This window comes from Paraclostridium sp. (assembly GCF_051657365.1).
Classification (GTDB): Bacteria; Bacillota; Clostridia; order Peptostreptococcales; family Peptostreptococcaceae; genus Paraclostridium.
In genome coordinates this window covers 1-9751 of the sequence record NZ_JBOFKN010000214.1, presented here as the reverse complement: position 1 = coordinate 9751, position 9751 = coordinate 1, and the positions used below count along the sequence as shown (strand labels likewise).

Annotated in this window: 8 protein-coding genes; 2 read left to right on the top strand and 6 right to left on the bottom strand. The window is 26.4% G+C overall.

The window, feature by feature from the left end; all coding sequences use genetic code 11:
- Together mutL and mutS are read right to left on the bottom strand one after the other, a co-directional pair.
- On the bottom strand, positions 1-1064 hold a 1064-nt coding region (mutL, locus tag ACRCYC_RS16720; RefSeq protein WP_438620235.1), incomplete at its 3' end, for a DNA mismatch repair endonuclease MutL.
- A gap of 74 nt (positions 1065-1138) precedes the next feature.
- Entirely contained in the window at positions 1139-3952 is a 2814-nt protein-coding gene (gene mutS, locus ACRCYC_RS16715) for a DNA mismatch repair protein MutS (RefSeq protein WP_438620234.1), read from the bottom strand.
- Positions 3953-4167: 215 nt separating this feature from the next.
- On the opposite strand from mutS, the gene ACRCYC_RS16710 reads away from it, so the two are divergent.
- On the top strand, positions 4168-4575 hold the full coding sequence (locus tag ACRCYC_RS16710; protein ID WP_438620233.1) for a hypothetical protein: 408 nt from the start codon (positions 4168-4170) through the stop codon (positions 4573-4575).
- A 117-nt stretch (positions 4576-4692) separates the two neighbouring features.
- Here the strand turns inward: ACRCYC_RS16710 and ACRCYC_RS16705 are convergent, their stop codons facing one another.
- The 3 genes from ACRCYC_RS16705 to rbr all read right to left on the bottom strand — a co-directional run bounded on the left by ACRCYC_RS16705 (position 4693) and on the right by rbr (position 8221).
- On the bottom strand, positions 4693-6333 hold the full coding sequence (locus tag ACRCYC_RS16705) for an ABC transporter substrate-binding protein (protein ID WP_438620232.1): 1641 nt from the start codon (positions 6331-6333) through the stop codon (positions 4693-4695).
- Between the two features lie 164 nt (positions 6334-6497).
- Entirely contained in the window at positions 6498-7655 is a 1158-nt protein-coding gene (locus tag ACRCYC_RS16700; protein WP_438620231.1) for an amidohydrolase, read from the bottom strand.
- 29 nt (positions 7656-7684) lie between these two features.
- Positions 7685-8221 carry a rubrerythrin gene (gene rbr / locus ACRCYC_RS16695; RefSeq protein WP_438620230.1) on the bottom strand — a complete coding sequence of 179 codons (537 nt, stop codon included), beginning with the start codon at positions 8219-8221 and terminating at the stop codon, positions 7685-7687.
- A 137-nt stretch (positions 8222-8358) separates the two neighbouring features.
- Here rbr and ACRCYC_RS16690 point away from each other — a divergent pair, with 137 nt between their 5' ends.
- Complete coding sequence (locus ACRCYC_RS16690) at positions 8359-8964, top strand: peptidylprolyl isomerase (protein WP_438620229.1); 606 nt, start codon at positions 8359-8361, stop codon at positions 8962-8964.
- Positions 8965-9016: 52 nt separating this feature from the next.
- On the opposite strand, the gene ACRCYC_RS16685 is transcribed toward ACRCYC_RS16690, so the two are convergent.
- Positions 9017-9751 (bottom strand): hypothetical protein (locus ACRCYC_RS16685; RefSeq protein ID WP_438620228.1); only part of this gene is annotated, 735 nt, incomplete at its 5' end.

Genomic DNA, 9751 nt, shown 5'->3' with positions numbered 1-9751 from the left:
ATTATTTTAGGCTTAGTTATAGGTTTTTCTATTGTGCTTTCTTTTTTGTCAAAAGTTTTATATTTTCCAACTAAGTTAGATCTTATTAAAGATTTTCTTATATATTCTTTAAGCTCTACATATATCTGTTGTTCATTTTCAAATTTTAGTTCAAGTTTTGTAGGATGTATATTAACATCTATTTTAGATGGTTCTATTTCTATATTCAAGAAACAAACTGCATGCTTGTTTATAGGTATAAGTGACTTATAACCTTCACTTATAGCATCTAAAATTATCTTACTTTTTACATACCTTTTATTAATATATATGTGTTGAAGATTTTTATTAGCTCTATATACATTATTATTTCCTATATATCCACTAATTTTAAAAAACTGACTCTCATGATTTATTTCTACTAGATTTTCAGTTATATCCTTACCATAAATGCTTCTTATAGTATTTATTAACTTTCCATCTCCAGGTGAATTTAGCATAGTTTTTTTATTGTTAATATATTTGATACTAATATTTGGATTACCAATTACTAATTTGTTTATTAAATCACTTATATTTATAGTTTCAGCATGTGTTGACTTTAAAAACTTCTGTCTAACAGGAGTATTAAAAAATAAATCCCTAACTATTATAGTTGTTCCATTGTTAGTTCCTACTGGCTCTTTAGATTTTATCTTTCCACCTTCTACTAAAATCTTAGTTCCTACTGCCTCTTCTTTTGCTTTTGTTACCATTTCTATTTTAGAAACAGATGCAATCGATGCTAATGCTTCTCCTCTAAATCCTAAAGAATATAAATCATACAAATCATCTATTTGATTAATTTTACTTGTTGCATGCCTTAAAAAACTTTTTTCAACTTCACTAGAATCTATACCACTACCATTATCAGTTATTCTAATGAATTTTTTTCCACCATCTTCTATTTCAACTATTACCTTTTTACTCCCAGCATCAACTGAGTTTTCTATAAGTTCTTTTACGACAGATGATGGTCTTTCAACAACCTCACCAGCTTGTAATTGATTTATCGTAACCTCATCTAATATATTAATTCTTGACATGTTTTCACCTCACTTTATATTTGAATTTTAAAGATTAAATAAGGACTATAGACATCTATAATCCTTATTATAATCTACTTAATATTTTTAGCTTTACTTTGTAGGTTATATAAAGCATTCATCGCATCTAATGGTGTCATATTTAAAATATCTAAATTTTTGATATCCTTAGCCAGCTCATTTTCATATACAGTTCCAAAAGATATCTGCGTAACTGCCACTTCATCTATATCATTAGATAATTTAAGTTCTTTGTTTTCTCTTTTTAATTTATTTATTTCACTTTTTAATTTTCCAATATTTAAATTGTACTCATCTTCATTTTTGTTTATATTATTTTTAAAATCCTCAAATTTCAATTTCAATGTGTCATATACTTCTTTGCTTATAACAGTTTCAGTATCTATATTATCAATATTTTTATTAACTTTGTTTACGTTCAAGTTAGATACTGTTAAATCTTGTTGTATATGATTTTTTTCTAAATCTTTTAATATTTCCTTAGATCTATTAATAACTACTTCCGGAAGTTTTGCTAGTTCTGCTACATATATACCATAACTTTTATCTGCTCCACCTTCTATTATTTTTCTTAAAAATACTATTCCGTCATTATTTTCTCTAACTGCAACTGAATAGTTTTTCACATCACTAAATTCATCTTCAAGCTCTACTAATTCATGATAATGTGTTGCAAATAATGTTTTACATTTTATATTTTTTTGAATATATTCAACAATAGACCAAGCTAAACTTATTCCATCATAAGTGCTAGTTCCACGTCCTATTTCATCAAGAATAACTAAACTTTTATCTGTTGCATTTTTAAGTATTTGAGATACTTCAGTCATCTCAACCATAAAAGTAGATTGCCCTTGTGATAAATCATCACTAGCTCCAACTCTTGTAAATATTCTATCTAATATAGGAATATTTGCATATTCTGCTGGTACAAAGGAACCAATGTGAGCCATTAATGCTATAACTGCAGTTTGTCTCATATAAGTAGATTTACCTGCCATATTAGGGCCTGTTATTATATTTATAATATTTTCACTTTTGTTTAAGTAAGTATCATTAGGAACAAAATTTTCTTCTCCTACAATACTTTCTACAACGGGATGTCGTCCATTTTTTATGTCTAATTTGTTATCTTCATTTATTTTAGGTTTTACATAATTATTTATATAAGCAACTGTAGCTAGCGAAACAAATACATCTATATTTGCTATAATTTTTGCTACAGACTGAATTCTATCTATGTTTTTGTATATATTGTTTCTTATATTTACAAATATATCATACTCTAAGCTTTTAATTTTATCTTCTGCATGTAATATTTTATCTTCTATTTCTTTTAACTCACTTGTTATATATCTTTCTGCATTGCTTAATGTTTGCTTCCTTACATAACTATCATCTATATTAGCATTGGCCAAATTAGCTTTAGTTATTTCTATATAATATCCAAATACTTTATTAAATCCTACTTTTAATGATTTAACCCCTGTTTTCTCTTTTTCTCTATTTTCTATTTCTTTTATCATAAAAGCACCATTTTTAGAAATATCTCTTAAAGAGTTCAATTCATCATTAAATTCTGACTTTATTATATTCCCATCTTTTATAGTTATAGACGGGTCTTCAATTATGGCACTTTCTATTAAAGAATATACATCGTTTAAATCATCCATATTATCTATATATTCTTTCAATATATTTGCATTAGATGAGTTTATAGTATTTTTTAATTTAGGTAACTTTTCTATAGAATTTTTTAAATGTATCATTTCCTTAGGAGTAACTTTTTCAAATGCAATTTTCCCACATATTCTCTCTATATCGTATACATTTTTTAATATATCTATTAAATCTTCTCTTAGCATAAAATCTTCTTTTAAATCTTCTATTACATTTAATCTTCTTTCAATTTTACTTTTATTTACTAAAGGTTCTTCAACATATTTTCTAAGCATTCTTCCACCCATAGCTGTAGATGTTTTATCTAAAACATGAAGTAGAGAACCTTTTTTAGCATTACCTCTTATTGTTGATGTTAACTCTAAATTGTTTCTAGTAAACATGTCTAATACCATGTATTCTTGTGAGTTATATATATTTATATTATTAATATTAGATGTTACTTGTTTTTGAGTATTATATATATAATTTAAGATTATACATAAACTTGAACTTATAAGACCCTGTTCGTCCATTTTTAATTTATCTAAGTATTTTCTATCAAAATATTGATTTAATATATTAAAATTCAAGTAACTTTCATCAAAGTTTTCATTTATATATATATTGCTTAAACTAGCTATATTTCTTATTTTATTTAAAGTATTTATATCATTAGCTATTATTTCAGTTGGATGAATTTTAGCTATTTCTTCTATTAGTTTATCTTCGCTTAAATAGGTTGAGTTAACCTCTCCAGTACTTATATCAGTATATGAAATACCTATTTTATCATTTTCAGTATATATGGCTAGCAAATAATTATTTTTTTTATTTTCAAGCAAGTTTCCTTCAAGTACTGTCCCAGGAGTTATAACTCTTACAACATCTCTTTTTACTATACCCTTAGATGCATTTACATCCTCTACTTGTTCACATATAGCTACCTTGTATCCATTTTCTACTAATTTCGATATATAATTTTGTGATGAATGAAATGGTATACCACACATAGGTGCTCTTTCATTCATACCACATTCTCTTCCTGTTAATGCTATTTCTAAAGTTTTTGAAGCTACTATAGCATCTTCAAAAAACATTTCATAAAAATCTCCAAGTCTAAAAAACATTATACAATCGCTATATCTATCTTTAACATCAAAGTATTGCCTCATCATAGGAGTTAATTTACTTTTATCTATATTCATACTCTCATCCTCCTCTACATTCTAAATATTATATCATATTTAGTTATTTAAATTTATATTCATACACATATCTTTTAAAATTTTATATTTAGTTTTACAATATATCACATTTTTAAAGTTATTGTCATATATTACATTATAATAAATTTTAATATAATTTATAAATTAACTTTAAATTTATTATAAAAATAATTTATAAGAGGGGTTTGTTATTTATGTGTTGTTGTAAAAAAGCAAGCAACAAATGGAGTATTAAAAAATCTAAAAAATCTCTTTGTAATTCAAAAAATACTAAGGGTAAAGTTAAGCATTTTAAAAATTGCGAACAATTAAAAGGAAAAGATCATCATGTTGAAAATAAAAACTACTATGATAATTACTATAAAAAATATAATCACTATTATGTAACTGATTGTAATTACATTACAGATCATTACTATGAGTATGATGTATATCATTACAACACTAAAACTTTCCATGATGAAAAGCATCATAATGAATGTATAGTTAAAGATGAATCTAGCCATAACCATAATAGTTGTGGAAATTGTAATATAGAACAAACTAATAATGAATGTAACTGTCACTGTAGTCAAAAGGAAAAAAATAACTTTGATTGCTAATTAGTTTCTTAAAAATTCTATTTCTCCTAGTTAGTTTTAAACTAGGAGAAATAATTTTAAACCCTCTTATATTAAAATAAAACAAATAGACCTATCCCATGAATAGGTCTATTTGTTTTATTTTTTATTTCCATTTATAAGCATAAAAAATGTTGTTGCATTTTTACTTGTACTAAACTCATCCGAATCTTTATACTTATCAATAAATTCATTAGTTATTCCTACAAAATCTATATCTCCATTTTCATATAAGTTAACGTCTGCTGAACCGTCCTTTACTATTTTAGTATTAACTGATTTTAACTTGACAGCCTCTTCATCCCAATAATTTTGATTTTTATCCATAATATAAACATCATCTAATTTCCATTTAGTTAATGTAAATGGTCCATTATATAAAGTTGACTCATTAGTTGTTCCATACTTATCTCCTTGTTCAATTATGAAAGATTCATTTTGCGGGAAAAATACTGGAAATGACATTAACCTATCAAAATAATTTACAGGTCTTACTAAATTAATTTCTAATGTATAATCATCTATAGCCTTAACACCTACATTTTTAGAGTCTGAAACTTTACCGATATTATAATCTTCAGCTCCAACTATATCATACATTATAAATCCATACTGTGATGCTGTAGATGGATTTAAAGTTCTCTTAAATCCATACTCAAAGTCTTTAGCCGTAACTTTATCTCCATTACTCCAAATTGCATCTTCCCTTAACTTAAATGTCCATGTTTTTTTATCCTCCGATGATTTCCATTCTTTAGCTATTCCATCTACTATATTTCCATTATTATCAACTCTTACTAATCCTTCCATAACATTATTAGCTACACTAAATGATAATGAATCTGTTGCTTTACTCATATCTAGAGAAGGTATATCTGAACTACTAGTTAAGTTTAATTCATCTCTTTCATCAACACTAGCCCATTTATATGCATATTTAGCACCATATGGTATTATAGTTATTCCATCAACATATGGCTTTTGTATATAAGCACTACTACTTTGGAATAACGGCATTATAAATGCATCTCCAAGCAATATTTTTTCTGCTTTAGCATACCTATCCCAACTTTCACCAATCGAAGTTGCATTTTTACCTTCTTCTATTAAATTATTATAGTCTGAACTTTCATATCCACTATTTTTACCAAATTTACCATTAGTTGTAAAAGTTTCTAAAAATGTTAAAGGATCTGGGTAATCTGCTACCCATGAACTATATACTAAATCATAATCCCCTTCGGACTCTAGCTGTTGTTTTTGTTTAAATGGAACTTGTTTCAATTCCACCTTTAACCCTTCTAAGTTATTTTGTAATTGATTTTGAAAAAATTCACCTATTCGTTTACTACTTTCAGCATCTGAAGTTAATACTTCAATAATTACAGTATCAAAATTCAAATCTGATTTTGCTTTATCCCAATGTATTTTAGCTTTTTCTAAATCAAATTCATATCCCATGTTTCCTGCAATAGTTCTATAATCTTCTCCTTTATCATTAATAGCTAACCCTTCTGCTGTATAATAATTTATAGGTATTGATCCATTATTTAATATAACATCTGTTATTTCTTTCTTATCTACTGCCATAGTAATAGCTAATCGTGCATCTTTATTTTTTAATAATTGACTTGAATCTATACTTTTTACAGAATCTTCATTTATACTACATCCTACTAATATAGATGTAGATATCAATGTAGTAAACGTTGCAATTGATACTTTGCTCTTAAAAGTCATGTTTAATCATCCCTCCATTTTATTATATTTTATTAATAAAGCTCTAGTTAGTTACATACTTTTAATCGTCATTTTCTTTTAATTTAATTGAATTTTTTTATAAAAAAAGAAAGTTCTTAAAAGTTATTATTTTCCCTTAAGTACTTTCTTTTTAATTTATATATTTATTTCTTATGATAAACTATTTTACCATCAATTATAGTGTATATAGTTTCTGTAAATACTTCCATAGGATTCCCTGTAAATATAGCTATATCTGCATCTTTACCAACCTCAATACTCCCTAATCTATCTGCTACTCCACAAATTCTAGCTGCATTTATAGTTATAGATTTTAATCCCTCTTCTATTCCTAATCCTTCTTTAGCTGCAAATCCTGCACAAATCGGTAAATATTGAATAGGTATTACTGGATGATCTGTAGTTATTGCAACTTCAACTTTATGTTTAGCTAATACTGATGCAGTCTTAAAAGTTCTATTTTTTAATTCAACCTTACTTCTATTAGTTAAGCTCGGACCTACTATAGCTTTAAACCCTGATTTTTTTATGTATTCAGGTATTAAATGACCTTCCGTACAATGATCTAGTGTCATATCTAAATTAAATTCTTTAGCTATTCTTATAGCAGTTAATATATCATCTGCTCTATGTGCATGTGCTTTTAGCGGTATTTTTTTATTTAAAACATCAATAAAACATTCTTGCTTTAAATCTATATCAAATAACTCTCCTTTTTTAAGAGCTTCTTCTTTTTTATTTTTATAATTTAAAGCATTGCATAATGTCTCTCTTAATATTGCCGCTGTTGCCATTCTTGTAGCCGGTGATGTTTGCTTATTAGAATATACTCTCTTTGGATTTTCTCCAAAAGCAACTTTCATAGCTGCTTCATGCTTAACCACCATATTATCAATACAATCTCCACTAGTTTTCATAAATAAAAATTTCCCACCACAAACATTAGCACTTCCTTGCCCTGTCATGACTGAAGTTATTCCACCTGCTATTGCATCTTTAAAAGCTTCATCTAGAGGATTTATAGCATCTATAGCTCTTAAATGTGCAGTTATAGGATTTGTAGCTTCATTTATATCATCACCTTCAAATCTTATTCCTTCTTCGCTTAAACCTATATGACAGTGGGATTCAATTATGCCAGGCATAACCCATCCACCTTTAGCATCTATTATATGCATTTCATCACTTTCTTGTATATCTTGACTTACTTTAATTATTTTATTGTCTTCTATTAGTACGCATCCTTTATCATAACTTTTATCTACCATAGTAATTATTTTCCCATTTTTTATTAAAATCATAAATTTCCTCCTAATTTTTTCCTTTAGTTTTATATACAATCACACTTTATTTCAAAAAAAGCTTTTGGATGTGAACATACAGGACATATAGCTAATGATTTTTTACCTTGATGTATATGCCCACAATTCATACATCTCCACTTTACTTCTTCTCCTTTTTTGAAAATACTATTTTCTTCTAAGTTTCTAACTAACTCTAGATATCTTTCCTCATGTTGTTTTTCAATCTTTCCAACAGACTTAAAAAGATAGGCTATATCGTCAAATCCTTCTTCTTGTGCTTCCTTGGCAAATCTATAATACATATCAGTCCACTCATAATTTTCTCCTTCAGCTGATTCCATTAAATTATTTAATGTAGGTTGGATGCCATTATGTAATAATTTAAACCATATTTTAGCATGCGCCATTTCATTATTTGCAGTTTCCTCAAAGTATTGAGCTATTTTGTTATATCCTTCTTTTTTAGCTTCAGATGCATAATAATTATATTTAGTTGTTGCTTGAGATTCTCCTGCAAATGCAGTTAATAAATTTTTTACAGTTTTGCTATCTTTTAAATCCATATTAATCCTCCTTAAGTATCAAATATTGCTTATTATCTTTAATATTAATTTTAATTTAATATTATTACTAAAAAAGAAATCATTTTCCTATTCCTGTGATATAATTTATTTAAAATTATAAAAAAGGGGTAGCATATATGAAAAATCCAATAGTTAATATTAAAATTAAAAATGGTAAAAATATAAAAATAGAATTATATCCAAATCAAGCACCTGAATCTGTGAAAAATTTCATTAGTCTTATAAATAAAAATTTTTATGATAATACAGCCTTTTGGAGAGTCGAACCTGGTAAGTTAATTCAAGGAGGTTGCCCTGAAAACAATGGTACTGGAGTTTTAGGATATAGTATTAAAAGTGAGTGTAAATCTAATGGGGTTAATAATAATATACAATTTACTAGAGGAACTATAGGTTACGGTAGATTTGAGCATAATACAGAAAGTTGTCACTTTTTTATAGTCACAAATGAAACGCCTCAACTTGATGGTGATTTTGCTTCTTTTGGAAGAGTTATAGATGGTATGGATGAAGTTGATAGAATAAGTAAAGTTAAAACTAATCTAGAAGTTTTTTTACATAGAGCTATAGATACTGTATATATAGAAAATGTGACAGTAGATACATTCGGTATTATTTACGATGAACCAAATAAACTTCCTGGTTTATCTAAAGAAGAAACTTTATATAAATGGAATTCTACTATGGAAGAAAGAAGAAAAACTGGATATAAAGTAGTTTAATATAAATAAAGAGCCTTAATCTAATTATAAGTTTAGATTAAGGCTCTTTATTTTATTTTTGTACATGTATGTCTTTGTTTTTATAAGCTCTATAACAATGTAAAAATTCTCTAGTATTAAATATGTATTTACCACTAATTTGTGTATAATATGCCCCTGTTGAATCATAAATTTCTTTTACCTTTTGAGTTAAGTTTTTATGATAATATCGAAGTTCTTTAAACTCTTTTTTCAATCTGTCTGCTGTCAACCAATTTCTATTAGATGTTATATCTGCAAGCCTTATATTCTCAAATGATATATCCTTCATCTGACCATAAACATATAATTCTGCCATTATTTCTTGTAAATTTTCATTAGTTAGGTCATGCTTAAGTTTTATATATCTTATAGCACCCATACCATCTCTTCCTTTTTCCTTTAAGTTTTCTTGCTTTATTAGAGCATTTAAAGGTTGTCTTTTTATATATACATAATTAATATCATCTAATATATATTCTCCTCTTACATACTTAGCTGGCTTATAAATAACAAGTATCGGTGTATACTCTCCACCTATTTCATCCAAATTATAATCTTCTATATTTTCCATATCTTCTACATTATATTCTTTAGAAATAGATCCATATCTTGATTTTTTAATTAAAGTATACAAACTAGAGTTTTGACTCTTTTTTATTATTTCCTCTAAATACAATTTATCTAATATATTATCTTCATTATATGAACTATTTATATAGTTTGTTTTTATTTCTTCTTTTAATAAGTTAACTTCTTCGATACTTAT